This window comes from Stieleria sp. JC731, from assembly GCF_020966635.1.
Taxonomy (GTDB): Bacteria; Planctomycetota; Planctomycetia; order Pirellulales; family Pirellulaceae; genus Stieleria.
In genome coordinates this window covers 504,441-530,308 of sequence record NZ_JAJKFQ010000026.1, presented here as the reverse complement: position 1 = coordinate 530,308, position 25,868 = coordinate 504,441, and the positions used below count along the sequence as shown (strand labels likewise).

Below are 25,868 nucleotides of genomic sequence, written 5' to 3'. Positions count from 1 at the left end.
GCTAAGGGTTACGACAACGTACACGATTGGGGAACGGACGCATAACAATCGGATGCACGTGAGTCGCCGAGTTGAGGTTTTTGAAGTGGTGAGTCGTTCGCGGCGACCACGTGATCCGTCCCGTTCCCCTTATCAATATGAAATCCACGCTAGTTTTGCTTCTCGCATTAACGACGACCTTAGGTTGTGGCATGCCTCAAGACGGACACCAAATACCGAACGATGCATCGTGGGTAATCCGAACGTATTCCGATCGGGAAGGATCCTGGAAAGAATTGCAAACTCGGATCACTGCGCCAGTTGGACCTTCGCAATACAGGGCGCACGTCCAATTCATTGATGACCCCAAGTACTATGGTCTAGCGGGAATCGAATTAGTTCATGCACTTCCGGACGCGTATTCGAACGGCTATTGTTTTCTAGCGGACGGGAACATCGTAAACTCGAACTTGCAAACCGTAACGCTTCTGTCGTTTGACCCAGACTCTCTTGATCCCGCCGACTATGCTCGCCCGCCTTCCGCGGTTCCGGAATCAGAATTGCGGTCCGTTCGGCTCCTGCCGGAGGTGGTTGGAGAGATTGACGATAATCTGTCGATTGCCAACATTGACATGGACGATGTTTTGAACAGTGTCTCGAGCGATGGTGTGTACCGTGGACTGGAAGAATAGGTTCGAGGAAGGGGAACCATGTGGTGCACCGAAGTCGGCGAGTCGAGTTTGTTTTGAATTCAGGTCAACCGCGCCGACTCGGTGACCACAACCGTTCGCGCGGGTAGATGAACCGCTGAATCACTCATCTCTCTTTCAGTTGGTCATCGCCTTTTGCAATACAAAGCGTTTGGATTCGGCCCATCTGAATTAACGTTGCAACCGTTAGCTGATCGCCGCAACTGAGCTCGTCGTTTGATAGTTGCTCGAGAACTCGGCCCATCTGATTTCACGTGACCAATTCACGCTGATCGCCCCAATTGAATTCACGGTTTGATTGTCGTTTGTGAACTCGACCCTTCGGATTTCATGTGGCAACAGTTTCTTGTTTATCGCATTTGACGTCACGGTTTGAATTCGGCTCCGAGATAGCAGTTCAACCGCCCCATGCGCTGGCCGATATATCTATGCTCGTTTCCCTTGGCGATTCCGATCGGGTAGACTTGTCGACAGCGATGTAGTGCCGGCTGTGGTCGTGGGTACCTCGCGAACCTGTTGGTGCACCGAAGTCGGCGAGTCAACGACTTTTGGGGTTTAGTTTCACCTCAACCGCGCCGACTCGGTGACCATGACCGTTCTGTGACACTTCGAGATGGTCCTCATGCGAAACGCCCGACCTACAGCGGACGAAACTGCTCTACAAACCTCGCTGTTGATCGGTATGGTCGTCCTAATTTTCGCGTGCTGGTCAGGCTTACCAGATGTCGTTATCGCCACCGGCTATGGCGTTACGTCCCTCGGTGTAGCACATGCTTGTGTGTCATGGTCGCGAATGGTCACAGCGGAGAAACGTCCCATCTACACGTTCATCGGCGCTTGCCATGCACTGGCACTTATTGCCGTCGTGTGTTACTCGATCTGGACGCTTACCAGTTCCATAGTTTCCACCACGTTAGTATCTGCAGCGGCGACCGTTGTTTACTTTTTTGTCTACTTCACATCTTACGCCTGCCTCGTAAATTTTCAGTACGATGGTGGCTCGCATGGCGCAAACACCACAGAACCAGCGAATGCACATGAGCGACGGAGCCAGATTTGATCCTGTGTTCAGGTCGCTCGCCGTCGCCATGTGATTCGTGACCGTTCGCGCGGGTAGGTGAACTGTCTGATATCCCATCTGTCTCCAGCTTGGTCATCGCCCTCTGCAATTTGAAGCGTATGAATCTGGCCCATCTGACCTCACCTGACAACCATTAGCTGATCGCCGCAACTGAGTTTGTAGTTTGATAGTTGCTCGTGAATTCGGCCCAATTGATTTCTTGAGACATCAGTTTCCAATCAATCGCATTTGACGTGAAGGTTTGATCGTTGTTGCTGTGCGTGGCCCACTGGATTTCACGGAACCACAGTTTCCTCATGATCGCTTCTGATGTGACGGTTAGAATCTGCTTCGAGATAGTGGATCAAATGCCCTTTCCGCCGGCCGAAATATCTATGCTCGTTCCCCTTCACGATTCCGATCAGGTAGATTTGTTACCAGCGATGTAGTGCCGACTGTGGTCGTGTGTACCACGCGAACCATGACATGAACCGAAGTGACGGAGTCGGGGTTTCTGAAGTGGTGTGTCATCCGCCGTCACTCGGTTATGTCCGCCGTTATTTGGCAAAGCACTTCCTTGAATTTCACGGAGGATTCCATGCGTCTCATTATGTATGCTGTGGCACTAATGTGCTGCTGCACGATGTCGCCCGTTCGCTCGTTTGGCGAGCAGCGCATTACGCTGCTGAATGAATTCGACGAAAAGACGGGGCATGACAATCACATGATTGCCGTGCAACTATTCGGCGATCACACTGAGATCACTTACTGCGATGGCACTGACACCGCCCACTTGTTGCCGTTGCTTCAAACTCTACAGTCTGGCAGTAGGCAACCAATTACCTTGCGGATGGTCGGATTCCATGAGTTTGACATCGACAACCGGGGCTGGGTCATTGTTGGTGTTTGCAACCGTGTAAAGGACGCTGACGCCGGAATCTATGTGTGGTCATCACACGATGTCGCGCGGTCAACCGCTAGATCACTGGGGGCGTCATTCAAGCAAATGCGAAACCTCCCGGTCGAACTCCGTTCGCGGAATGAACTCACCGAATACTTTACTCCCGAAGCTGGTGATTGAGCGTGTTCGAATTTCTCGCGCGACGCGCCAAATAACCATGCGGTGAACGGGAGCCGTCGGTGAGGCGGAATTTGAAATCATAGCTTCTTGGCGGCGGCCCCGTTACCGCTGTCGTTCGCGCGGGTGGTTGTGCTGCTTGATGACTCATCTCTTATCAACATGGTCACCGCCCATTGCAGTTCCAAGCGTTTGGATTCGGCCCATCTGATTTCAGGTGGCAACTGATAGCTGATCGTTGCAACTGAGTCTGCGGTTTGAAAGTTGCTCGTGAACTAGGTCCATTGGATTTCGCGAAACGTCAGTTTCCTGTTTATCGCATTCGATGTCACGGTTTGATCCCTGCTTGGAGATTGCTGGTCAAACGTCCTACCTGCCGGCTGAAATATCTATGCTCGTTCCCCTTCGCGATTCCGAACGGGTAGACTTGTCAGCAGCGATGTGATGCAGACTGTGGTCGTGTGTACCACGCGAACCATGACATGAACCGAAGTGACGGAGTCGGGGTTTCTGAAGTGGTGTGTCGTCCGCCGTCACTCGGTTATGTCCGCCGTTCGCGCGGGTAGATGAACCACTGAATGACTCATCTCTCTCCAGCTTGGTCATCGCCCTCTGCAATTTGAAGCGTATGAATCTGGCCCATCTGATCTCACCTGGCAACCCTTAGCCGATCGCCGCAACTGAGTTTGTGGTTTGATAGTTGCTCGTGAATTCGGGCCAATTGATTTCTTGAGACATCAGTTTCCAATCAATCGCATTTGACGTCACGGTTTGATCGTTGTTGCTGTGCGTGGCCCACTGGATTTCACGGAACCACAGTTTCCTCATGATCGCTTCAGATATCACGGTTTGTTTTCTGCTCCGAGATAGCGGTTCAAACGCCCTATGCGCTGGCCGAAATATTAATGCTCGTTCCCCTTGGCGATTCGAATCGAGTAAACTTGTCGGCAGCGATGTAGTGCAGACTGTGGTCGTGTGTACCTCGCGAACAATGACATGAACCGAAGTGACGGAGTCGGGGTTTTTGAAGTGGTAAGTCGTCCGCCGTCACTCGGTTATGTCCGCCGTTCGTCGAAAAAGCACTATGCATCAGAGACCGCCAGCAATTGATGATCTCCGTTCGGCGATTCAGTCGGCATGCCAACCGCAGAACGTTCATCGAATCGTAGCTGGGCGCCAAGCCGTGATGGCAATGCCGCGGGAGTGGGTTTTGCAATCGATTGAACAGACGGTCGCTGGCTGTTTGGATTTATCCGACGACTGGCAATACCGCCGTTTGTTGGAACTGGCTGGCCAACTCGACGATGATTTAGTTCGGAGATTTGTGGCAATCGGCAGTCGCAGTGATGATGAGAATGTCCTGGAGGCTGCCCGTGATTTTCAAAAGTGATAGCTAGATGAATTGCGTTCTCACCTCGGTTTGAAAAATTTCGTCTATCAAATTGGTTAGAATTGAACGTGGACTGGCATTGTTAGATAATCCCCACACGACATGATCGACGAACCATCGGATGCACGACGAGTCGCCGAATCGTGGTTTTTGAAGTGGAGGATTGCTCGCGGCGACCGCGTGATCCGTACCGTTCCCCGACTTTATGAACATGACGCCAGCACTTGAAGCGTTTCTTCGACGCTTTGCGGAACTCGGCGGTGATGCTGATCGCTGGGAGAAATCCGAAGCATCGAATCCAATGCTTACGTTTTCCGCTCTGCATGATTCCGTCGGTAAATTGAGCATTGACGACAATGGCGATGAACTCACGCTCGAACTCGGAACCAAGCATCACACGCATTTTTCTGGCTATAGCTACGAAGGCAATTCTGAACATGAACGTCTGCTTGCTGCTGCACATGACGCTGCGAAATTTGCGTTCGATGTGATCTCGGATCGCGTGTGTTTTACCGTTGACTACATTGGTGACTGCTGCATTGGATCATCTCACTTCTATCTTGATGTGGAGAATGCCACCGCGGACACTATTCGTGATACGATGATTGGAATTCGTGGTGGCAACATTCGATCGGATCGTTACTTGTGGTCGTCACCGCTTCAACCGGAACGCGGGGAACAATGACATGCACGCGAGGACGGGAGTTTCGTTTTTCCGCCTGCTTGCACGTCTTTCGCCCGTCCCGCGTGATGTCTGCCGTTCTGCCAATGAAGGTATTACGCAACCAACATGAGAATCCCCCTCCGAGTTGAGAAGCCGTTCTCGTTCGGCCTGCTTTCCCTGCTCGGATTTGTCACCGTCTCTGCGTTCTTGATCTGGTGCGGTGCGATAGGCGTATTGATCGCTCTCGCCTGCATTGCCGCTCATTACTTCACGCTTGCTATTACTTCGATCTTTGTAACAAACCGAAGCCAGATGCCAGATTCGACTTGGTGCGAGAAATGGCGATTCGCAACGCCTGATGATGGTTCGACGCTTCGCGCAACGGTCACCTTGTATCTCATTTTTCACCATGTCTGGCATATATTTTGGTTGCTGGTGATGCTTCCAGGTGGCTTTCCGGTGATTTGGCACACACCTTCATTCGGACCACTAACGCTCGCACACCTCGATCGTTTGTGCCTTCTTGGGCTTTCTCTGATTCTCGTGACATCATATTTGTCCGGTGCGTACGGGGGCGTTCGATTTTCACGTCGCATTTGCGTCGAGACTTCCACGCTGCTAACCTTCTTGCTAGCGTCGCAATTCACAATTCCGCCGTAGAGATCAGAGGCAGAACCATGACATGCACGCGAGGACGGGAGTCGTGTTTGTTTGTCTGCTTGCATGTCTTTCGCCCGTCCCCCGTGAATTCTACCGTTATGTCGCTCAACTGATGGTTACCTCCCGACTTTGCTTACGGTGAGATGTTGACGGATATTTCCAGGCCCGAACAAATCCTGTGCAAGAGCCTCGCCCCACTCGTTCGCAATCATGCGGTTGGAGACTCCATTCATGTCCCACCACAGGGGAACTTCTTCTTCTCGGCGCTTCAGTTCTTCATGCCGATCATATTACGTGAAGTGCACAGCGAATGGCGATACGAAGGTTTGGACGATTTATTGCCGTCGCGTTTTCAGAAAACCGGACACCGTGAAATCGAACTAATTGGCTTAGCGCAATGCCTATCGGACATGACAACCATCCCTTTCCACCTTTGTCTTCAGCTTTCGACAACCTACGATAGTGTCTCGTGGGTTGATTTGAAAATGGGCGATTGCGTTGGCCAATCGCACACCCGCTGGCATGTCGCAAAGCGTCTCGATTCAATCAACTGGCTCTATCATGTTGGTTACGGCGAACGCGAACTATAGATTCCCACTCAACTCCGATACAAACTCCGCGACATAACCACGGGGTGAACCGGAGACCTCAAACACGTCGTTCTTGTACACAAACTTTTTCTTTCGGTCCCGGTTACCCCAAACGTTCGCCGACTGACAACAACGGAACCCTTTCAAGCAAACGATGAATTTCAAGCTGAAGGATTTGTTCATACTTACATGTGCCGCTGCCGTTTTGTTGGCTGGCTTAACCGCAGACTTTTGGGCTGCTTGGCTCGGGGCGACGCTATGCGCCGCGTTCAGTGTTTCGCAACTGATTGCCTTGATCGTCGGCCGTTTCAAGATCCGAGCCGGTGCTGTTGGGTTTTTGGTTCCGGCGACCATCTATTTGGCGTTCACTCTATTCATCAGCAACAACGAGTATTCATTCGACGGTGGTTTGCTCCCGCATACCAAACTCGTGCAGAAGGGCCTGCACAGCGAATTTTCAACAATGGACTACAAGAACATGTCGAGCACGGAAACGAAGGCGTTCACGACTCACGCCGCGAGGTCGCGTCTGGTTTTCGTTCATTTGCTAACCGCTTGTGTATTCGGATACATTGGACTTCGGTTCGCGACCGAGATTTATCGACAATCCACCGGCCACACGTGTATCACGGCGAACCATGCGATGCACGCCGAGCCGCGGAGTCGTGGTTTTTGAAGTGGTTGATCGTCCGCCGCGGCCGGGTGATCGTTACCGTTACGCAACTGAACTAGTGCTGGCGCATGCCTGAACCAACGATGACATGCCGCTCCATCGCATGCGACAACGAATTCCCGCGACGCACGTTGCGGTGCCCCAAATGCATGGCGTACGGAGTCCAGCACCTTTACAAGTATCGCAAGTTTAGCGAGCGCACGCTTGATATCTTACGCAAGAAACAGCTCTATTTTCCGACTGCTGAAAAATTGAATGATCCGTTCGAGTTTGAGTTTGCCTTAACATCAGACCGCATCAATGGATTGCCCATTGACAGAGAGTCGATGGCCGCTGCCAAGCAGTCCATGAAGCAATACGGGGTTCTCGCATTAGGCGAGGATCCAAGTGTTGTGCTCATGTGGTCTCACTACGCTGACGAACACAAAGGGCTGTGCCTCGGGTTCACGCGAACGGACACCAATGAGCTGGGCGAGTATGACAAATCCTACCCAGTGATCTATAGTGCTGCCCTACCAACCTTCACGCCTGAACAATTGACGGACCCACAACATGTTGGAAAGGCGTTGACGACCAAGGCTGATTATTGGAGTTACGAGCAGGAATGGCGGATGATTTCCCGCGAAGGCGGAAACGCGATAGAGTTCCCAGGCGATTTAACGTCCGTGACGTTTGGCTTTCGCATGCCAGACGCCCAACGCAAACAAGTGATTGCAATACTTGGTGACTCCGTGGATTACTTCGTAACCAAAATGCATGCGACGATGTATAGATTAGACGTCGAGCCGATTGCCAACGTAGGAAATGCGTAACCATGTGATGCAACGGAGGACGGGTGGCCAGTATTCTCGTCTGCTTGCAAATCGTTCGCCCGTCCCCGCTGATCGGTAACGTTCTGTGTGTGGAGAAATTCAATTCGATCTTCTACTTTATCCGCAGGCATGAAACACTTCGCTTTACTAATCGCAATGCTGTCCGTTTCAGTTTGCGCGGCACAGGATGCGAAGATTTTCACCACTGCCGACGAGTTGTTGGCAACACTCAACCGCCCATGCAAATTCGACTTGTCATCCGCAACTCTTGATGATGTTGCCGCCGCAATCACGCAGCAATTTAAGGTGAACGTTATCGTCCAAGACGATGCATTCGAGGACATCGGATTAGAGGACGTTCGAGTTACCTTTCGTGCAGATGGGATTTCGCTTCGATCCGCACTTCTCGCGGTGATGAACAAGTATGACGCAACCTTCGCAATCCGTTGGGAATCGATCGTTCTGACCACCAATGAACGAGCTGATGACTACTGGCGTCCTGCGGTGTACGCTGTAACTGACTTGGTTTCCGTCGAGCCTATTCAACCGCAAACTCCTGGCAACAATGCGCAGTTTCACCGTTCCGCGTTTGCTGACTATGACAGTTTGATCCAACTCATCCACACGTCTGTGGCACCGGACACATGGTCAGCCGGAACGGGGCCATCGTCGGATTGTGTTGGGATCACCGTCGATGACACTCACCTATTGATAGTGAGCCAGTCGGAAAGCACGCATGCCAAAATTGAGAGTTTGCTGATGGACATGCGGCGAAAAGTTGTAGAGAGCAAGAAAGAAGACACAGAACAATGACATGCACGGGAGCACGGCTTGCGGCGTTTTTCGCAATGGATAGTCAACTCTCCGTGCCCCGTGATGTCCGCCGTTCCCCGACGAAGATTAGTGCCTGACGTCGATCCCTATCACCCGGTTACGGACGTCGCTGTTGAGAGCGACATGCCAACAGCTCCATCACCTCTGCGCCTGGCAATCCGATCGGTGATGTTCATCGTCTTTCCGATCCTGTTCGGCCTCGCTGGCTTCGCGGGATACATCGCTCTCGCGATAATGCTGGAACATCAGCCGGCGAACAACGACCCAATGATCTCTTACGGCCAACAAGCATTTCTTATCTCGCTACCGCTGTGCACAATGATTGCGGCATCGACCGGCGGTGCGATTGCGGTTGCTTTCGTCGGGAAACGAGGGCTGAGCGTCGCTCTTTTGTTCGTAATTGCCCTGATGGCTTGGTTAATTACGTGGTCACTTTGGAATGGGCAGATCGCTCAATACGGCCGCGATCCTTCCGAAGCTGTTCTATACTATCCACCAGCGGGCTATGCTGCGGCTGCCGCATGCCTCGGCGTGTTTCTTGCGCTCTGCACCATCGTTCGTCGCGCAAAAAGCGGGGAACCATGGGTTGCAACGGAGGCCGCGAGTTGACGTTTTTGAGTGGTGAGTCGCTCGCGCGGCCCCGCTGAACCCTACCGTTATCCGACTGAAATGAACTCCGCTGCTGAAGTTAAGGTTGCAATCATTGCCCAAGGTTACGCGGCGCTAATCTGCGTTACCAATTGGCGGCATGAAACGACATGGGACCGCGAGGTGGGACTGCAAATGTCGGCGATCGATCTTCGCGGCGTCGGCGCAATCATTGGCGGTTTCGTAGCCGTTATTTGCTTGAGGCGGATTTGGACCCTGGTTCGTCGACTTCTCTCCTGCGGGGCTCGCGTACCGATCGGGAACAGGATCTGGGGACGCATCAGTTCACTGTTGTTCTTCCTGCCGATGCTAATCGGCTTCAGCTACAACCATGGCGAGATTATTGAACGGGATGTTCTCCAGATGACTACGGTGACGTACGGTGGGGGATACTCAGTGCTGTCAGCGGTCCTCTCGGCACTGGCTGTTCTTGCATTTCAAGCGGTTGTCGAATTGGAGTCACTGGTGGCGCAACACTGTTCTACTGAGAGTGGATAACCATCCGATGCACCCGAGTCGCCGAGTCGCATGATTTTAAAATGTCAGATCTCTCGCGGCGACCGGGTGATCGGTAACGTTATCCCGCTTTCGATGAACCCAAGGATTAGCCTGATATATGTGGCATGGTTTGTATCGCCGATGGCTTCCGGTCGAGAAATGGTCATCTTGCAGAGTCGAAATTGACGCGATTCATGACGACTGCGAGGGATTTCGATTCTGGATCCGACCACACGATGAAACAATAGGTGTCCTTGTTGTTCGATTTGAATCACCATTGGCGCATTTCGTTTCGGATGAAGGTGACCGAATCGCTCCGCTTCAGCCAGCGCAGCCCGACATGAATTTTCCGCATGTTTTTTGGACGGTTGAAGACTCAGAATTGCTTAAACTATTTCACCGTCAATCGTGTGAACTTCATGCGGCTGGCAACTTGGTACACTACTGCTTTCTGTCGTGCAGCACATGTGTTGATGTTATCTCATCAGCTCCACCAAAACTGGACGAGGCTTGGACGCACGAGATTGCGGGATAACAATCAAATGCACCGAAGTCGCCGCGTCGGATTTGTTTTGAGGTCACGTCGTCCGCGGCGACTCGGTGATTTGTACCGTTATCCGAAGGAGTGATTTTTTGGTGTGTGAAGTGCCATGCGAATAGAGAGTCCTAATTTGCTTTACTGGGGAACCACGGTGAGTTTCATCGTTAGCCTTCTCGCCCCACAATCGTATGCGGAGGGCGGGAAAACAAATGACTCGCTGAACGGGAATCGGCCAGGTGAGCAACGGACCTTTACTGAGCAGCAGATCAAGATGCGCTGGTGTCCACCCGGGAGGTTTAAAATGGGGAGGCCGGAGAGCGACAAGCGGAGCATACTATTTGACAACGAGAAACCGCAGGTCGACGTCAAGCTGACTCGCGGCTTTTGGCTTGCGGAAACGGAGCTTACGCAGGGCGCGTGGGAACATGTGATGGGCACGAAGCCCTGGGGGGAACATGACCATAAAGCAAGCGAAAAGTACACCTGGTACCGGTCCGGAGCCAACTACCCGGCGACCTACATTGACTGGGCGGATGCAGTGCTATTCTGTAAGACGTTAACTGCGCAAGAGCAAGCGGCAGGCCGTCTACCCAAGGGGTGGGCTTATCGACTACCCACTGAAGCAGAGTGGGAATATGCGTGCCGTGCTGGGACGGAAACGAAATTCAATTTCGGCGACGACACCTCGGAGTTGGCCAAGCATGCTTGGTTTAAGGATAACGCTTCAGGGGTTTCTGAACTGTACGCTCATGCGGTGGGAGCAAAGAGGCCGAACAACTGGGGCTTTTTCGACATGCATGGCAATGTGTGGGAATGGTGTTCAGACTTGCACGACGACGATTACTACAAGGTCTCGCCAGGAATAGATCCGATGGGCGCAACCAAAGGTTCTTCCCGCGTTAATCGAGGTGGTGGATGGATTCTCAATGCCAAGTACTGCCGTTGTGCAACTCGGAGCGGTATCAACCCCGCTTGGCGGAGCAGCAATCTCGGATTCCGCTTGGCCCTGAGTCCTTCTCGTCTCTAGGCACATTACGGATGCGGATAACGATGTGATGCACGCGAAGCCGCCGACAGCGCGTATTTTGAAGCAACGATCACTCCGGCGGCTCGGTGATCACTGACGTTACCCTGACTAACTAGCCGCGAATTCAACTTTTGCCTTGAACATGCGATTCAGTCTTGCGCAGTGTTTAACTCTCGTACTGGTTGTTGCGTTAGTTTTGGGCTTACTCACGAACCATATTGTTTACAAACGCCAAATCAATAGCCTTCGCACGACAATTGATGATTCACGCTCGGTTCTGCGCAAGATCGAATACGGTAGAGCGAATCTTCAGTTGCTCAGTTTGAACCCAGCGATTTGGAACGACCGTAATTGTTCACAGTTCCTAAAGCATGATCTTGCAATTTCGATCCTAACGCACTGGCGGGAACAGGACACAATTGATGATGCCGTTGGGCAGAACGGATATGCACTCGAGTTTGCTCGCGATGCACTGTCGTTTTTCGAGTGCAAATCCGCTGACGACTTCGTGGGACTTGCAAGGAGCGAATTGTCGGTCGATCCAAGTGATGAATTACCGGTTTTGGTCAGCGAACTCAATGATTCTGAGTACGCGGCACTTGATGACTTCATACGCACCGCCACCACTGAAACAGATGAGGGTGGGTAACACTGCCGTGCACGACGAGCAGCGAAGTCGCATTTTTTGAAGTGGAAGATCGTTTGTCGCCGCCGTGTGGCCATGACCGTTACCCGGCTGAATCATGCTGCACTGGTTACGACGAATTTTGCTGGGTCGCGATCCATTGTTTGTCGCAATCGCGGATGCCGATGTAGGCTCTGCCCGTCGCTCACTCGAAAATCGGCATGTGACGGTTATCGGTGAACCTCGGTTCTATGGCGACACCGCCGATTGCATTCCGTCCAGTACGCTTGCAGCACAAATCGCACACGATGCTGACACTATGGACAGCGACGGCCCCGTCAACCCTTATTCGATCCATGTCGGTGATGACCTGCACGTCGTCGTTTTCACACACCAACGCTATTTTCGACGGTATCAACGTCGGCTTACCATAGATTCGGACCAAGTTGTGGCCATCCCGAAATACGATGTTGCTGGTGCCGCCATTGTGTCGCTTATCGACCAAGGTTCGGATATCATTCTGAATCCCGGCTCGGCGGATTACGCAACGATTTCATCCATACGGTATTCATCCATACGGTACGCTAGGCCAAATAGCGGGTAACCATCGCATACACCGATGTCGGGCTTGCGCGGTTTCACGAATGGACAATCAACTTTCCCGACTCGGTGATGCGGGGCGTTATTCGACTGAAATGTATGTCTAGCTGGATCGAAAAACATATCGAACGCGCGATATCGCAAACCGTTGCGGGCTTCGGTGATTGGTGCGTCACGCTGGAGTCGTCCGACTCGGAAGACCGATGGGTTCAGATTACTTGGGAAACCGTCAACTTTGCGTTCCCGTCGACAGACGATCCAACCACTGTCCTCGCAACACTGCCTGGCACACCTCTCGTCGAACTCGTTGCCGCTGAGCCTGGCTCCTACGTCACGATTTCTCACGGTGCGTCGGAATCACTGCCGAGGCTGGCTGAATTGGTTGCCGCGTACATGCGAGATGTGCTTTCAGTCACGCCTGACCCAAGCCTCTGGATCGTATCAGAGCAGCAGATTTGAAACTGAAATCTGAGAGCCCCGCGTTGGCCCAAAATCGCGGGTAACCATCGCATGCAACGGAGAACGGGTGGTCTGTTTTATCGTTTGCTTGCAAGTCTTTCGCCCGTTCCTGCTGATGCGTGCCGTTCTGCCAGGGAGTTTAAAACGATTACTCGAATGCACGGAACGGGCTAAGATGGATTCATTAATGAGGAGTCGGCCGTGACCAACTTTCCATTGCCAGTGCGTGACACTTTGACTGAAATTGCTCGATCGCTTCCAGCTGATGCGTCACTAGAGGATGTTCAATACCACCTCTACGTGCGCCAACAAGTCGAAGCTGGGCTCGCGGATGAGGAGGCAGGGCGACTCATCGACACAGTCGAAATGCGGAGACGACTGCTCCAACATAAACGTGAACGGGGAAGTCGCGGTTGATGGTAATTCGATAGACCGAAAAGACCTCGGCTGAGGCGCTAGGCATCTTTGACTGCATTGCTAATCAATCAGTTGCATATGCGGAGTCAGTTTACGAGCGAGTCCTTGAGCGGCCCATGCAACTGATCGCACATCCCAGATCTGGTTCCGTTGTGCCGGAACTTGGTCGCGAAGACATCCGTGAGTTGTTTGTTTATTCATTTCGGCTGATTTATCGAATTTCGGGCGATGAGCACGTTCACGCCCTTCGTGCTGTTGGCTGGCTCACAGGGGACAAGGCGTTTCCAACCGGAGCAACTGATCCAAACTGCTTTGCCAAAATGAATGTGCTGCTGGTTGCCCCAAGGCAACCGATGGTTTTTGGCGGCGTTCACGATTGCGAACTTTGCCAATTCGATCCGCCATACGGCCACGCGAATTTGTTCGTCCCAAATGGCTCATTAATCTTCGTGTTCCCGGAACTGCTTGTTCATTACGTAGCTGCGCATCACTATCGTCCTCCCGACGAATTCTGGGATGCTGTGACAGCCTGCCCGAATACACGTACAATGCAATACAAAAAACTACTGCTTGACAGTGGTGGCCGAAACTCTGGTGCCAAAACCGGAATAACAATGCCGTGCACACGAAGCCGCCGGTCACGCGGTTTGCTAATGGAGAGTGTTTTTCTGGCAGCTCGGTGAAGGTTGCCGTTACTCCAATGAATCGACATGCTCACTGAAAACGATGTTTTCGCGGAATTGAAACGTCGCGCTGATACAGGAAACCTCAAACCGAACGAGCCGCTGTTCAAAGGTGACACGTCTCCACTCGACCCTGGCGCGTTCTCAGAGGTGGAATCGACACTCGGACATCGTTTGCCGCCGCTCTTATTCCGTATCTATTCCCAAATTCAGAACGGGGGCTTTGGCGATTCCTACGGTTTCCTCGGTCTCATTGGTGGTCCCAAGAACGAAGATAAACTGGACGCGATTGGCCTATGGAAAGCATACTGCGAACCGGATCCGAAAGACGAATTCTGGAAGTGGCCGAAACACTTGCTGCCGATCGGACATCTCGGCTGTGCCATGTACCACTGCGTTGACTGCACAACGACGACCGGAACCATAGTGTTGTTTGAGCCGAACGCGCACGAAGACGATGAACCATGGGACGATGCCTTCTTCACGTTCTGTCCGTCACTCGCTGCCTATTTTGATGTTTGGCTGCGAGGCGATGACCTGTGGGAGAAATTTTCACCGCAACCGATGGCGTAACAATCCAATGCACCCGAGCGGCGAAGTCGGGCGTTTTCATATGGACAATCTCTCGTCGCCGCCGGGTGATTGGTGGCCGTTCGCGCATCACCCCTTCGCGCCCTTAAAACGCAACTTGACCGCAATGAAATTCACGGCCGCTGACCTGCATGTAATTGACGCATTGGATCACATCCGCAGTCACCCTGAGATGTACACGCAAAACGGATTCCCGAATCCGGCAATCATCGCACACGAGATCGCTGGCGATGCAATCGTTCTTGGGGCTACCGACGTTCGAGTCTTTCAATTCGACGGTTGGTGGATCGTCTCCGCGAACCTAGACTGGCTGACCGCACCGTGTCGGTGTTCCGCGTCGCCCCGCGAAACATTCGATCGGGTGCTCGGTTTCCCCAAACTCTCCGTTAATTCCATGCGTCACGAGGTTTTAGCGACTGCGTACGCGGAATACGTCGTCTCACTTTCCAAATTTGACCGCTTCGTTGTTTCTGGCAATGTTGCTGACGATCACCCGATATGGTCACATATGCTTGACGCAATCGCGGAGCGCTCGGTTGCCCTGCGAATGCCTGACGACGTTCCACGCAGGTCGTAAAAATCGATAACCATGTGATGCAACGGAGGACGGGTGGTCCGTTTTCTCGTCTGCTTGCAAGTCATTCGCCCGTCCCCGCTGATGCGAACCGTTATCGTTATTCCGCTCAATTACTTTGCATGTCTGAAGCACACCAACGGAAACTGCCTGATCGACTTGAACAAATGCCGATGTCGGACGCCCCCTCGCCTTGGTCTGTGATTGGCGGCTCTTTGGTCGGTGGCCTAACCGACATTGGGTTTGTGCCCAACACGGATGACTTGCTGGTCGTTTCCAGTCAGGGACGCGGTTTATTCGATACGATTTCCGGCGAGAAACTCGCACGTGATTCAGAAGAGTTTTTCGACAATCCTGACGAAACTGGAATGACTGCACCTGGGATCGGCCGTGCAAATGGTGTTCCCGTACCCTTAGCGGGATTGCATGGCGGCGGCTTGCTCCGAATCACACGCGATGGATGGTCAATTACTATTGCCCAGCTACCTTGGCCGCGACACGTGATATTTCTTTCATCCAAATATGCTGCTCCATACGATGATAGTGGAAACTCATGGAAAATTTGCGACGATGGTGCATGTGAATATCGGATGGCTGGGTTCTCTCCATCCGGGTGCGCATTTGTGTTCGCGTCATCCTGTGAACTCGTCATTTACGGTCGAGACGCGGGATAACCAAGGGTTGCACACGGAGCCGCAGGCCGCGCGGGACTTGGAGTCAATGTTGTTCGCCGCGGCCCGGTGAACTCTGCCGTTACCCGATTGGACTTTTTACGTGAACGCTATCACGAAGCGTAGACTCGTTCGGATTGCAGCGCTTTCAGTTGCGTTTGCAGTCGTCTGGTTTGCCCTTTCGCTCATGCGAACGATCCGAGAGATACCCGAGGCTTACGCGGCATGGGACACGGGCACGCTGTTGACGACCTACATGGACCAAAACGACGGCAAGTGGCCATCAGGCTGGGACGACCTCTCCACTGTGATAGGCGAAGAGCAACCGATGCTCTTTTCTCGCTCGGATAGCGATGGAAATTCTATATCGAAATTAGAGTACCTTGATAAACTTCAATCGATGATCAAGGTAGATTGGTCGTTTGATCCTGTTCCTGGCACGTTAGACTCGCCAGTGACGCGAATTGATGGCGGCAAGTTTCGGACAGTCTGGGTCGGCGCAGAACCCAACGAAATGGTGAGGTCGTTCATTGCTCATCGTGCAAAACACTCTGAACCCGACGGGTAACCATGTGATGCAACGGAGGACGAGTGCTCCGTTTTTTCTCAGCGGCTTGCAAGTTGTTCGTCCGTCCCCGCTGATCACTGCCGTTATGCGTGCTTGCCGAACATGCACAAATCACCACTGAAATCCGCAGATTGCGTCTGCTTGCTTTTTGTTAAGTCGTTCACGGAAGTTTCCCTGAAATGAATAGATCAGTAAATCAATCCGACTGGAAACGATTCAGAGTTGTACGTGACGGTGCGCTTGAACGACTATGCGAGCGGGCATTGGATGCGATTTCGGCAACCATTTCCGAAAAAACGCTGTCGCACCATGCCCGGTTCTTGCAAGTCTATGAAAAGGTGCATGAATACAATGATCAAGTTGCAAATGGATTTGATGACCTAAGTCGGTCAAGGATGATTCAGCAAATCGCTTACCTGCGATCCATGAATCTTATCTCCGACACGGAGATGGAAGGGTTTACCCAAGAAACTCAGGATGTCGTAGCACGATTTCTGGGATACTGAGTTCTCTCGCATAACAATCAGATGCACGGCGAGCGGCGGAGTTGTGCTGGTACTAAGTTTGAGTCTATCGCCGCCGCTGCGTGATCCGTACCGTTATCCGAAAGAGGTCCCGAAATAGTTGAGCGAAGAGATAGATGGTTACGAAGATGCCCGGGCTGCGCAGCCGAGTTTAGCTCAGTGCAGTGTTGGGGCGTTTGCCCGCAATGTGACCTGCGATTCTTGGTTGACCATCGGGGCAACGTCATTGACTCCGGTAATCGACCGGAAGATCGATTGGGCGGCATCCCACTCTCGGAGCGAACTCACTGCCTAATATCAACGCTGTTTTCAAAAAGCGACGGAGTCATCATCTCCGATATGCTGTATCGGTCTGTAAGCGGGAATATTCCGTTTTGCGACAACTCAACTCCAGAAGACATGGAGCGTATTCGTTTCGCGATTCTGAAATTGACGATTGCATCTCCACTGAATCTAGCCGTAGGGATATGCATGGCTCAGTCTGATTGGCGCGACTTGTTGATGTCGGCGGGATTCGGCAATGACGCTGCCCAACATCTCACGTGGTACAATGAACTAATGGATTCAAGGATTGGATAGCAATCGGATGCACGACGAGTTGCCGAGCCGTGGCTTTTTTGAAGTGGAGGATCGCTCGCGGCGACCACGTGATTCGAAGCGTTCTGCAACTATGGTTCTACCAACGAGGTAATGATGAAAAGGCTTCACCTGCTACGTGGACTACTTCTCTGCATCTTCCTAATTGTGATCAGCTCTTCAGCCAAAGGTGAGCTGATTGTTAATGGAGGTTTCGAGTCAAGTGTCAACAATCAAATTCCTGACAGTTGGGATGCAATGACTCCAAACACGATTATGCCGCGCGCATTTACTGGAAATCCAGTGGTTCCACCCTCCACTGGCTCTTTTGCTGTGAGCCTCGGCCCCTCAGGCATTGACGCCTCAAATGGGGGTACGCTCTCGCAATCATTCAGCGTTCCAACTTCAGGCATCTATACCTTTAGCTTTGAATACACCAGAGAGAATTTTTCGAGTGAACTTGCGATCTTCTCATGGTCTCTCTCCGGCGCGATCAACGACTCCGACACGATCTCCGGAATTGGCGATGGTTACGAGACTTTTTCTCAGTCTTATTCAATTTCTACCCCCGGCAATATCACAGTTGGATTCACCGACATCATCGGAAATGGGCATGCTGTCGATGCGGTAATTGATAACGTCTCATTTGCTGTGACAGCAATTCCTGAACCTTCGGGCGGTGTGCTCCTTGCGATGGGAATGGCGTTGCTAGCTCAGAAACGAAGGAAAACTCCGCTCAGCCGAACAAAACGGAAAGCGTGAATCGCCGATCACGTCAGTTTCAAGTGGTGACCGGTTCGTCGACTGCCAGGTTACCTCGGACGTTTTGCCACCGACAGCGTTTCCACCGGCTAACTGGAGTTCCCAGATTTAAGACCGCGCCTCCTACATCCCGGAAAATAATTTGCTTCCGCTGTGCCAGATTATTGCAAATTTTGCACAATACAAATTTGACGACTGGGGCTCGTCCGCCGATGCTAACCGCAATAATGGGACCGACAAAGAAAGAGAGTGGCGATTCGAATATCCGTTGGAAGGAACTAAATCGATCAGACTCTCAATTTCAAGAGAGACATCTATGCCGACCGTTCACGCACAGGTGACATTTCCAGATCATCTTATCGGGCGCGCAGAATCCGCTCTCGATATTGCCTCGGAGTACGGACCGTCGACGCATCGATGGGGGAACGCATGCGGTGAAGAGGCATGATTTAATACCATCGTTACGGTTTGCCCAACGAATGGCAGAACCATCGCATACGACGGAGCCGGCGATCGGGTCGGCTTTGAAATTAGCATCATTCGCGCCGTCCCGCTGATGCATAATGTTATCCGACTGGACGGCAGTATTGAATACGCTTCATGCTTTGGCCTATTGTTCTACCGTTTCAAATTACGAGCTTCGCTTTTCTGCTTGCGGTCGTACTTTTGACTGCCACGCGAACGCCACGGAAATGGACTCGCATCAGGACACTGATGACTTCGTCTATGGCGGCGATCGTTCTTTTCATACCCTCGTGCACCGGTGTCATGTTGGTCGCGGACTCCATCCGCTTTGGGCGCTTTCATTACGACTCATTTGATTCAATCCCCGACTTTCGATCTCAGCGCTACTTGCCCAATGCCGCATCAAACATCGAGATGCACAAGCACGCCAATGGCTACAGAGCACGCTATGAAATATCCGCCAGCGAATTTAAGCCATACCTCGACGGATTGTGGATGCAACACGGTGAGCATTCCGCCGTCGAGCGTGGTGGTTTCATGGACGAGGGGCAAACGTTGTCACCTGAGATATTCAACCATACATTTGACGGCCTAAACTGGACGTGTCCCGCGAATGCTATCGTTTACTATAGTCCATCCGAGGGTGATGGCGGTGGCGCGACGTACTATTTCGACGCTGACGCTGACCTGATGTTTCAACGAACGGGGTTCTGGTGATCGGCTGAAATGCGGGAACCATCTCGTGCACCGGAGCAGGGATTGCGGCTGGTTTTGGAATGGTTGACTTTTCACTCCCGTCTCGGTGACGGGCAATGTTACCCGACTGAAATAGCTGCATTGAATAACGCTCCGAATCCTTACCGGAGACCGGCCGCAGATTCTGCTGCGATGCGTGATGGCAATGACCTACGTATCCAAAATTGGCTTCGGTTTCGATACCACTTTGTTCCGCCCATCTTGCTCGCGACGGTGGCAACGGGCGATCACCTTGCGGTGCTCTCGAGCGCGTTTGTGTTTCTACCAATGATGGCTCTTGCTACGGAATTGGGACCCTGGATCCATCCGCTCAACTTGATCTTTTCAATCTTTGTATTGGTCGCTGTTCCCGCACTGGAAATTGCAAAAAGAATTGTGTTCGCACATGAAAGAAGCCTTCGCATTTCCCAGGTATTGTTGTGGTGGCTATATTGGGGGACGATGGCCGTGGCGATGGCTGGCGGAACCTACCGAGGACCGTGATTCAATTTGCGACAAGTAGAGCGGGGAATCATGGCATGAACCGAAGATGCAGAGTCGCTTAATTTGAAGTGGTTCGTCGTTTGCCTCGTCTCGGTTATGTTCACCGTTATCGGACTGAAGCCTCACCGATCTTTTTACAACTCGATTGATGGCACGCACCACCAAAGGCACGCACCGAATCGTCGTTGGCGACGTTGAGCACCGCTGGATCGTGCGAGGCAGCTACGGTCGGCTTAACACGCTCGTTTGGCCCGCCAACAACATAGGCCCTTCAATTGGGTGCGAGTTCGGTTTTCACGAGAAGGACGCCACGCCTTTGATCGTGACGAACCGGCTCGTTCGACGTGTGATCGACTACGCGGTACGCTGTCACGACTATGACCCAACTGAACGCGGCAAGGACCTGTCAATTCGTGACATTGAAGATTATATCGAATGGCAGGACGCGATACGGATGAGAGACGTTTCTAACGAGTCGCATCCGATCGTCGCTGATATCTTATCGCATTTTCCCGTACACCCTGTGCCGACACCGTCCGATGCAATCATCGACGCATCCATGGTGGAACATTTGTATGAAATCCTTGGCGGCAAGCCCTGGCCAACTTTGACGCCAACTGACTGCCGACACTGCTCTGATGGGTTCACGTTTCTAACGCCCGTCGGATTGCACTACTATCTTCCCGCATACATCACTGCGGAGGTCATCAACTCGAAGGAAGCTGATGTAGTCATTGACTCTCTGATTGGCCTCTTTCAGGGCGTCGATTTTTTCAGAAGCGATGAATACCTGCACTTCTGGCGCCTCATGACACCAATGCAGCTTGCGGTAATCGACAAGTGGATTGACCACTACGAAACCCGTTACCACTTCAACGACAGCATAAAGTCCGAGGTTGGAAATGCTCGGAAATGGATTGCGTCATGTTCTGAACGTACATCACAATCACACGATAGCCGATAACCACGCGATTCACACGGAGCCGTGGAGTCCAGTTTTTTCAAATGGATGATCGTTCGCCGTGGCCCGGTCATCACAAACGTTACCTGACTGAATTTCCGAATCCAGATGGCGTGTCCAGCCGCATGGCGAATCTGATCACCAACAAGCATAAGAAGCAGGAGCACGGTGAACGCCCGACGGCGTACACCAAGCGTCTTTCAGCACGTCACATTCGCCGGTCCGCTGATGTCGTCATGGATGACGATGCTGGACTATTGCCGCACCGACCATCCAAACACGCTAAACGCAAGCGGTCTGGCCGCTGTCCTGTCTGTACTACCAAGCTCGCGAAAAACGGACGCGGAACGCGGTACATCCGCAAGTGTTCGCAGTGTCGATCACAATTCCTGCCCGACATTCGATGTGACCGGTGCGCGACGTTTCGCGTGTGGGGTGGGCCACGCGGTTATCGATGTAAGGGATGCGGCAATCCAGTACAATTCGACGGTATCGAAACGCCGACAAGCAACTGAGATGGCGGGTAACAATCGCGAGCACCGGAGTATGCGAGTCGGCCGGTTTTGAAGTTGGAAGTCTTTCGGGCGTACCCGGTGACGCGTGACGTTACGCCACGACGCGAACTGATGCTCGAAGCGATCATGGAGCAAGAAGCTAACCCGTACACACCACCCAAAGACCTGGGCTCAGGACTGCCCACCGTTCAAATCGCGAAGAAGCACAGGGGGCCGTTAATGTATTTCGCTCTCGCCGGAATCGCGGCAGCCATACTTGCGGTGCCACTTATCGTTCCAAGATCGCTTGCAGTGAAGGACAATCCGAATCCGATAGGATACCTTCTTGTACTTTTTAGCATGCCCGTTGGCGGATTGGTGTATCGCCTACGGTCGCGAAGGTGGCCGATTGACAGATCAGCAAGAAAGCGACAGGTCTTCGCTTGTTTTTTAACGTTGCTGCTGCCACTCACTTTCAGGTTACTCACCGGGTTGCGCGGTCAAGGAATGCACATGACCATCCTGAGTGGAATCGTGTCATTGACCCTCATGGCTGGTATACTTGTTTCAGGGTTGCGTCGTGGTCGAAACGTGGCGTAACAATGCCGTGCGCACGGAGCCGCCGATCTTGCGGTTCGCCAATGAAAAACGTTCTCCGGCGGTCCAGTGACAGCTGCCGTTCTCGCGTTCGTACAAAATCGGATCCTGCATCGGGAAACTGGGTTGTGAATAAAAACAGGGATCTGGCGCACCTCGAAGTTCTCTTTGAAGCCATCGGTCCAGATGCTCGTATCCATGAACTTTCGGAAGGAAACGACGCATCAATGGACTCTACGGTCGGGATGGTTGGCGAGAACTACCGTATAAACATTTTCCTAGGGGAAACCCAGGATGAAAGTGAGGCGATCGATCTTGCTTCCGCTTGGCTAAAATCTCGTGCTGTTCAGTTGGCAAGTCGTGAGTCGAGAAACATCATTGAATTCTGCACGATGTTTGGACGTAACGACGGTAGCCGAATTTTGGCCTTGGAGCCGGAGTTTTGTCGGCTCGCTGCCGACGCGAACTGTGTCGTATGGAATCAAGCGTGCCAGCACGTGGACCGCGACGCTGACTGACGATTACGCAGAACAACGCCGTGAACGGGAGCCGCCGGTGACGCGGGTTTTGAAATCATCGTATCTCAGCGGTGGCCCCGTTACCGCCGTCGTTACCCGACTGAAATGAATCGCAACCAACCACTTGTCGCGTTACAATCATGTCGCTCTTCACAACGGAGTCTCCAATGAATACTGACTTCAAACCGAATTCACCGACGATTGTCTTTGCATTTAGTTCGTTACTGCTTCTGACGATTGGCGGACCGATACTGTGGGTGGGGGCCAATGCAGCGAATTCGACAGCCGTTCAGGTGTGGGCGTACCCGACAATGTACGCGGGGTCTGGAGTATTCGCTTTAGGCTACATAATGTTCGTGTTAACGTTGATTTCGGCGTTCGCGACGATCATCGTCCGCGCAATACGGTCATCACGGATTGATGCGGCATCGCCACCGAAGTGCTGATCTGCGTATACCGGCCCGCAATAGCGTTGCGGCGGCTTGCTTCTTGCTGACACATAGCGACGTTTCGGTCGCACGGATAGCGGGTAACAATCGCGTGCACCCGAGTAAGCGAGTCGGGCGGTTTTGAAGCTAAGAATCTATCGCGCGTACCGGGTGACGCGTGACGTTCGCGCGGGTGGTTGTGCTGCTTGATGACTCATCTCTTATCAACATGGTCACCGCCCATTGCAGTTCCAAGCGTTTGGATTCGGTCCATCTGATTTCACGTGGCAACTGTTAGCTGATCGCCGCAATCGAATTCACGGTTTGATCGTGTCGCTTGAATAGCGTCTATTTGAATTTAAGTGACGGCAGTTTCCTGTTTATCGCTTTCGAAGTAATGATTTGATTTCTGTAGCGAAACAGCAGATCCAACGCGTAGGGTGCCGGCCGCAAGATGAACGCTGATTCCCCTTGGGATTCCGATCGAGTAGACTTATCACAAGCGATGTCCTGCAGACCGTGGTCGTTTGTACCTCGCGAACCCGACGATGCATGTGAGTCGCCGAGTTGAGGTTTTTGAAGTGGTAAGTCGTCCGCGGCGACCACGTGATCTTTACCGTTAGGTGCCCCTATTGCCTTCTCGTCGAATCATGAAGAGCGTACTCGAAGGTTTTATCGGAACCTACACAAGCCGCTATTCAGACCTTCGTGGCTATTGGTTGTACGGACAACTGCCGTTTGACACATCGGAGTATCACATCGATTTGCTCGCCACGCCATCAGATACAGATGCGCCAGTGGCCGTCGCACAACGGCTGGCAACTCGCCGATTCGAGGAACAACTTGCAAAATCTGGCGTCGACGCCGCCTCCATTCGATCCGCAGATCTAAGAATCAAAATGCATTCCGAAACCGTCAAGGGATGGCAAGGTGATTATCGTAGCGATGGACATATGGTAGAATTCACAGCGATTGCAGTGATGGACAACGGTCGTAGCTACGAACGGCACCGAACCGTATTTGTTGCCCCGCACAACCCACAAAAGGAACGTCGACGATTACCCGACGACTGGGGCATATAACCAACGGATGTGCACGGAGTCGGCGGTCGAGGCAATTTGGAAACCAATGCGATCATCGCCGACCCGGTGATCCTGGACGTTCATCGATACGAATAATTTGAGAAACCTCAAACGTTTACGATATGGATTACGAACCCTTCTTATCGCCATAGCATCATTTGCGATTGTTTTTTGGGGCGCCCGCCACCTCATGTGGTTGAGCTCTAGCGTCCCGTTGGCTCTTGTGGTCGACGATTTCAACAATCGGGCGCAGAGAGATTCACCTGATTACAACCCAATCTCCGTGAATGAACTCCGGATCGCAGTCGAATTTGAGATGCAGACCTGCAAGTTGAATGGTGTTTGGCGGCGGATCTTGGACACCGGACGCCTACCAATAGATGCACAGTTGTGCCACCTGGAGTCTGTAAACGATCACAATGGGAATGTGTTCGCTGTTGATTGGACCGTAATCCTTCACCAGAATACAACAGTCTGCATTCGAACGTCACCGCGTAAGTGGATCGGTCGGTATTGACTCCAGTAGATTATCCATCGCCCGCATCCAACTCTGATCAAAGGAAGCGATGAACCTAAGTTACGGAGGTGGCTTGGTGTGGGTATTAGTTTCAACTCACTCGCCGTAACTCGGTTATGGCTACTGTTACCCGAATGAAGTTCTGCTGAGCGAATGGCTCGATCACAAAACGCCACTTTTCGCGGAGACGAGCCCGCCTCAGTCGGTGACTGCGTACGTGGCGAATCGTTTGCTCGGTCCATCGCCGATGGCTTGTCTTCAATCGGTTGGACGATTGACGAACTCGACGATTGGCACGATGCCGGATTCCTGATCCCGATCGTCCACGAGAACGCACACATCGAAATTGTCATTACGCGATACCACGGCGATGGAAACTATCGGTTGCACCCTCGCAATTCCCCGGTGTGATTCGCCGATTCTTCGGTTCCGCGGTGCTTGCCACACCCAAACAGATCTACGAGATAGCAATTGTCACCCATGAAATCTTGAACTCGGCTGGTTGCACTGACTTTCATTGGTGCTGGGACGACTTCGCTGATTCAGGGGAATATGCTTGCGAACCGCTGCCAGCTGACGAATGACAACATAACACCCGCACCGACTCTAGAATTGGGTAACAATCGCGTGTATCGGAGTACGCGAGTCGGCGGTTTTGAAGTTGAAAATCTTTCGCGCGTACCCAGTGATGCGTGAGGTTCGCCGACAGAGATTTATGTGACGTGGGAACTCGCATCAACATTCTTTTCCGTCACGAGATTAATTGGCTGGACCGCGATGTGACGATGCGCATGCTTTCTTCAACATTGAGCATCGCACAGAAACTTGCGGAGTATTGGACGGATGGAATCCTCAATGACTCGCCTGACAATGAACGATGGGTAGCCGAACGTCCATTTCCGCCTCCAGAGACTAAGCACTACCATCGATACACCGGTCCCGGCCCACTTTTCGTTTGCGTCAATCCCTCGACTGTACGCGTTCGCACCGGCGGACGCTGGCGCGGGTTCGTTGGTATTCAGCCGTTACGGACGATTCATATTGAGGCCTTAACCGCGATCGCAACGGCCTTTCGCACCAAAGAATTTCGTTGTTTTCCGGACAATGATTTTGTCGATGACGTATTTTGCGATGGCGTCAATTTCGAGGATTGCGTGACCGTCCTCGACGAACATTTAGGTCGTCCCGTGATGCTAAAAGAAGAAATCGATGCGCACTTGGCCGCCGAAACTGATTCCGGATGTCCTTTGCTACAATATGTCTCCGCTATTTCAATGGGCGGCGAACCCGGCGACGCACGTGAGTCGCCGAGTTGAGATTATTGAAGTGGTTAGTCGTTTGCGGCGACCACGT

Annotated in this window: 32 protein-coding genes; 30 read left to right on the top strand and 2 right to left on the bottom strand. The window is 52.4% G+C overall.

The features are described from left to right. The first annotated feature begins 137 nt into the window (after positions 1–137). The gene (locus LOC67_RS24835; protein ID WP_230265544.1) at positions 138–671 is read left to right on the top strand and encodes a DUF6924 domain-containing protein; all 534 of its coding nucleotides are present in this window, start codon (positions 138–140) and stop codon (positions 669–671) included. Positions 672–1,903: 1,232 nt separating this feature from the next. Here LOC67_RS24835 and LOC67_RS24830 read toward each other — a convergent pair. Next, positions 1,904–2,068, bottom strand: coding sequence for a hypothetical protein (locus tag LOC67_RS24830; RefSeq protein WP_230265543.1), 165 nt, complete (start codon positions 2,066–2,068; stop codon positions 1,904–1,906). A 279-nt stretch (positions 2,069–2,347) separates the two neighbouring features. Between LOC67_RS24830 and LOC67_RS24825 the strand changes: the two genes are divergently transcribed. Next, positions 2,348–2,830 carry a hypothetical protein gene (locus tag LOC67_RS24825; protein ID WP_230265542.1) on the top strand — a complete coding sequence of 161 codons (483 nt, stop codon included), beginning with the start codon at positions 2,348–2,350 and terminating at the stop codon, positions 2,828–2,830. A gap of 660 nt (positions 2,831–3,490) precedes the next feature. Here LOC67_RS24825 and LOC67_RS24820 read toward each other — a convergent pair. After that, positions 3,491–3,655, bottom strand: coding sequence for a hypothetical protein (locus tag LOC67_RS24820; protein WP_230265541.1), 165 nt, complete (start codon positions 3,653–3,655; stop codon positions 3,491–3,493). Positions 3,656–3,911: 256 nt separating this feature from the next. On the opposite strand from LOC67_RS24820, the gene LOC67_RS24815 reads away from it, so the two are divergent. The 28 genes from LOC67_RS24815 to LOC67_RS24685 all read left to right on the top strand — a co-directional run bounded on the left by LOC67_RS24815 (position 3,912) and on the right by LOC67_RS24685 (position 25,831). Beyond that, positions 3,912–4,217, top strand: a complete 306-nt coding sequence (locus LOC67_RS24815) for a hypothetical protein (RefSeq protein ID WP_230265540.1) — start codon at positions 3,912–3,914, stop codon at positions 4,215–4,217. A 211-nt stretch (positions 4,218–4,428) separates the two neighbouring features. Beyond that, entirely contained in the window at positions 4,429–4,902 is a 474-nt protein-coding gene (locus LOC67_RS24810) for a hypothetical protein (RefSeq protein WP_230265539.1), read from the top strand. Between the two features lie 105 nt (positions 4,903–5,007). Next, on the top strand, positions 5,008–5,541 hold the full coding sequence (locus LOC67_RS24805) for a hypothetical protein (protein ID WP_230265538.1): 534 nt from the start codon (positions 5,008–5,010) through the stop codon (positions 5,539–5,541). 143 nt (positions 5,542–5,684) lie between these two features. Then, positions 5,685–6,131: a hypothetical protein gene (locus LOC67_RS24800; RefSeq protein WP_230265537.1), complete on the top strand. Its 447-nt coding sequence runs from the start codon at positions 5,685–5,687 to the stop codon at positions 6,129–6,131. A gap of 154 nt (positions 6,132–6,285) precedes the next feature. Beyond that, on the top strand, positions 6,286–6,807 hold the full coding sequence (locus LOC67_RS24795) for a hypothetical protein (protein ID WP_230265536.1): 522 nt from the start codon (positions 6,286–6,288) through the stop codon (positions 6,805–6,807). A gap of 65 nt (positions 6,808–6,872) precedes the next feature. Then, positions 6,873–7,616: a DUF2971 domain-containing protein gene (locus LOC67_RS24790; protein WP_230265535.1), complete on the top strand. Its 744-nt coding sequence runs from the start codon at positions 6,873–6,875 to the stop codon at positions 7,614–7,616. Between the two features lie 129 nt (positions 7,617–7,745). Further along, positions 7,746–8,429, top strand: coding sequence for a hypothetical protein (locus LOC67_RS24785; RefSeq protein WP_230265534.1), 684 nt, complete (start codon positions 7,746–7,748; stop codon positions 8,427–8,429). 90 nt (positions 8,430–8,519) lie between these two features. Next, positions 8,520–9,059, top strand: a complete 540-nt coding sequence (locus LOC67_RS24780; protein ID WP_230265533.1) for a hypothetical protein — start codon at positions 8,520–8,522, stop codon at positions 9,057–9,059. Between the two features lie 60 nt (positions 9,060–9,119). Next, positions 9,120–9,596, top strand: a complete 477-nt coding sequence (locus LOC67_RS24775; RefSeq protein WP_230265532.1) for a hypothetical protein — start codon at positions 9,120–9,122, stop codon at positions 9,594–9,596. Positions 9,597–10,288: 692 nt separating this feature from the next. Further along, positions 10,289–11,164: a formylglycine-generating enzyme family protein gene (locus LOC67_RS24770; RefSeq protein WP_230265531.1), complete on the top strand. Its 876-nt coding sequence runs from the start codon at positions 10,289–10,291 to the stop codon at positions 11,162–11,164. Between the two features lie 142 nt (positions 11,165–11,306). Continuing rightward, entirely contained in the window at positions 11,307–11,813 is a 507-nt protein-coding gene (locus LOC67_RS24765) for a hypothetical protein (protein WP_230265530.1), read from the top strand. A gap of 94 nt (positions 11,814–11,907) precedes the next feature. After that, the gene (locus LOC67_RS24760; protein WP_230265529.1) at positions 11,908–12,393 is read left to right on the top strand and encodes a hypothetical protein; all 486 of its coding nucleotides are present in this window, start codon (positions 11,908–11,910) and stop codon (positions 12,391–12,393) included. 95 nt (positions 12,394–12,488) lie between these two features. Continuing rightward, entirely contained in the window at positions 12,489–12,848 is a 360-nt protein-coding gene (locus LOC67_RS24755; protein WP_230265528.1) for a hypothetical protein, read from the top strand. Between the two features lie 461 nt (positions 12,849–13,309). Beyond that, on the top strand, positions 13,310–13,948 hold the full coding sequence (locus LOC67_RS27460) for a type II toxin-antitoxin system RelE/ParE family toxin (RefSeq protein WP_315861087.1): 639 nt from the start codon (positions 13,310–13,312) through the stop codon (positions 13,946–13,948). A gap of 27 nt (positions 13,949–13,975) precedes the next feature. Continuing rightward, on the top strand, positions 13,976–14,521 hold the full coding sequence (locus LOC67_RS24750; RefSeq protein ID WP_230265527.1) for an SMI1/KNR4 family protein: 546 nt from the start codon (positions 13,976–13,978) through the stop codon (positions 14,519–14,521). 124 nt (positions 14,522–14,645) lie between these two features. Continuing rightward, positions 14,646–15,116, top strand: a complete 471-nt coding sequence (locus tag LOC67_RS24745; protein WP_230265526.1) for a hypothetical protein — start codon at positions 14,646–14,648, stop codon at positions 15,114–15,116. Between the two features lie 119 nt (positions 15,117–15,235). After that, positions 15,236–15,787: a hypothetical protein gene (locus LOC67_RS24740; protein ID WP_230265525.1), complete on the top strand. Its 552-nt coding sequence runs from the start codon at positions 15,236–15,238 to the stop codon at positions 15,785–15,787. 184 nt (positions 15,788–15,971) lie between these two features. Further along, the gene (locus LOC67_RS24735; RefSeq protein ID WP_230265524.1) at positions 15,972–16,352 is read left to right on the top strand and encodes a hypothetical protein; all 381 of its coding nucleotides are present in this window, start codon (positions 15,972–15,974) and stop codon (positions 16,350–16,352) included. Between the two features lie 179 nt (positions 16,353–16,531). Then, positions 16,532–16,858: a hypothetical protein gene (locus tag LOC67_RS24730; protein ID WP_230265523.1), complete on the top strand. Its 327-nt coding sequence runs from the start codon at positions 16,532–16,534 to the stop codon at positions 16,856–16,858. A gap of 708 nt (positions 16,859–17,566) precedes the next feature. Then, entirely contained in the window at positions 17,567–18,214 is a 648-nt protein-coding gene (locus tag LOC67_RS24725) for a hypothetical protein (protein ID WP_230265522.1), read from the top strand. A 714-nt stretch (positions 18,215–18,928) separates the two neighbouring features. Further along, a complete protein-coding gene (locus LOC67_RS24720; protein ID WP_230265521.1) occupies positions 18,929–19,396 on the top strand; it encodes a hypothetical protein in 468 nt (155 codons plus the stop codon). A 9-nt stretch (positions 19,397–19,405) separates the two neighbouring features. Further along, positions 19,406–19,918 carry a hypothetical protein gene (locus LOC67_RS24715; protein ID WP_230265520.1) on the top strand — a complete coding sequence of 171 codons (513 nt, stop codon included), beginning with the start codon at positions 19,406–19,408 and terminating at the stop codon, positions 19,916–19,918. Between the two features lie 148 nt (positions 19,919–20,066). Continuing rightward, positions 20,067–20,882 (top strand): DUF6714 family protein, encoded by an 816-nt coding sequence (locus tag LOC67_RS24710; protein ID WP_230265519.1) that lies wholly within the window; start codon positions 20,067–20,069, stop codon positions 20,880–20,882. Between the two features lie 165 nt (positions 20,883–21,047). Then, positions 21,048–21,446: a hypothetical protein gene (locus LOC67_RS24705; protein WP_230265518.1), complete on the top strand. Its 399-nt coding sequence runs from the start codon at positions 21,048–21,050 to the stop codon at positions 21,444–21,446. A gap of 652 nt (positions 21,447–22,098) precedes the next feature. After that, positions 22,099–22,488 (top strand): hypothetical protein, encoded by a 390-nt coding sequence (locus LOC67_RS24700; protein WP_230265517.1) that lies wholly within the window; start codon positions 22,099–22,101, stop codon positions 22,486–22,488. Positions 22,489–23,566: 1,078 nt separating this feature from the next. After that, positions 23,567–23,998, top strand: a complete 432-nt coding sequence (locus tag LOC67_RS24695; protein WP_230265516.1) for a hypothetical protein — start codon at positions 23,567–23,569, stop codon at positions 23,996–23,998. Between the two features lie 670 nt (positions 23,999–24,668). Then, positions 24,669–24,926, top strand: a complete 258-nt coding sequence (locus LOC67_RS24690; RefSeq protein WP_230265515.1) for a hypothetical protein — start codon at positions 24,669–24,671, stop codon at positions 24,924–24,926. Positions 24,927–25,306: 380 nt separating this feature from the next. Beyond that, positions 25,307–25,831 (top strand): hypothetical protein, encoded by a 525-nt coding sequence (locus tag LOC67_RS24685; protein WP_230265514.1) that lies wholly within the window; start codon positions 25,307–25,309, stop codon positions 25,829–25,831. Positions 25,832–25,868: the final 37 nt, after the last annotated feature.